Raw genomic sequence first — 1228 nt, forward strand, 5'->3', positions numbered from 1 at the left:
TGAGGTGATCCTCCACGGTGGTCAGCCAGGCGATCGGGCGGCTCGCGTGTGGATTGTGGTCGGCACCGGCGATCACCGCGAGATGGGCGTCCGGCACGGATCGGGCGAGCGTCTCGGCGGCGTCACGAAGACTGAAGTCCCGTTCACCGACGATGACGGTGGTCGGGGCGCGGATCTCGCCCAACCGGTCCGTGAGGGACGGATAGCTGCTCAGGTCCCGCCAGAGCGCGACGATCGCGTTCGGATCCATCCGGCCGAGCCCCGCCACCGCGCGGTTCCGGCCGGCGTGGACGGCCGTCGCGATCGCCGCCGTCCCTGCCAGCAGGACGGACACGACCCGCTTCGTGATCCCGCCCGTGCCCGTGGCGGGAGCGGCCGCGGTGTCAGCGAGAACCAGGGACCGCACCCGTCCCGGATGGTCGAGCGTGTAGCGCAGCGCCACCACCCCGCCCATCGAGTGGCCGATCAGGTGGACGGCGGGCAGCCTGAGCACGTCGACCACCGTCGCGAGGTCCGCCACCAGCTGATCAAAGCTGTAACCCGCTCGGCCCGTCGTGGCCCAGCCACTCGCGCCATGTCCTCGCTGGTCGTAGGCGATCACACGGCGGGACGTGGCGAGCTCCGGAGCCACCGCGGCCCAGTCCGCCGTGCTGCCGGCGATCCCGTGTAGCAGCAGGACCGGGATGTCGCCACCCCCGCCGCGGATCGTCGCCGGCCTGTCGTCCGACGTCATGGTCCGTGTCTCGTCCGCGATCTGTGTCTTGTCCGTGATCCGCGTCTCGTTCGGGGGACGGTCGTCCGCCCGAAGGCGGCCCGGGAGCGGGGGAGTCGGTGACCAGGGAATCTCCGGCGGGGGATCGTCGAGTGGGAAACCCTCTGGCCGTAGCTCTTCGATGTGCAGTTCCAGATGTTCCGGACCCGCCGCCACCGCTACCCGCCGCTCCACCGAGATCACCATATCTCCATGGTCGCGTCTCGCGGGGTCGGACAGCCCCCGATCGGGTGATCGGGGGCTCGCTGAGCAGGAGGCGAATCTTCGGCTCATGCGATGCGCCCGGGAAATCTCGACAACGCCGAGCGGAGCCAAGGCGTCCGACGAGGAATAGCCGGATCGGTAGTGACGAGTCATGCGGGCGCGTCGATCGGCGGAGCACGTGGATCGGGAGAAAGCGCGGATCGGGAGAAAGCGCGGACGGGAAGAACACCGGCGTAGAGGCCAGGGCTGCGC

1 protein-coding gene is annotated in these 1228 nt (G+C 70.0%); it reads right to left on the reverse strand.

What is annotated here, in order from left to right:
- Nucleotides 1–958, reverse strand: a 958-nt coding sequence (locus AC08ON_RS15630; protein WP_476617229.1) for an alpha/beta fold hydrolase, incomplete at its 3' end; no start/stop codon positions are given.
- Between the last annotated feature and the right edge of the window lie 270 nt (nucleotides 959–1228).

The sequence above is a fragment of the Frankia sp. CoWAU3 genome (genome assembly GCF_977971855.1).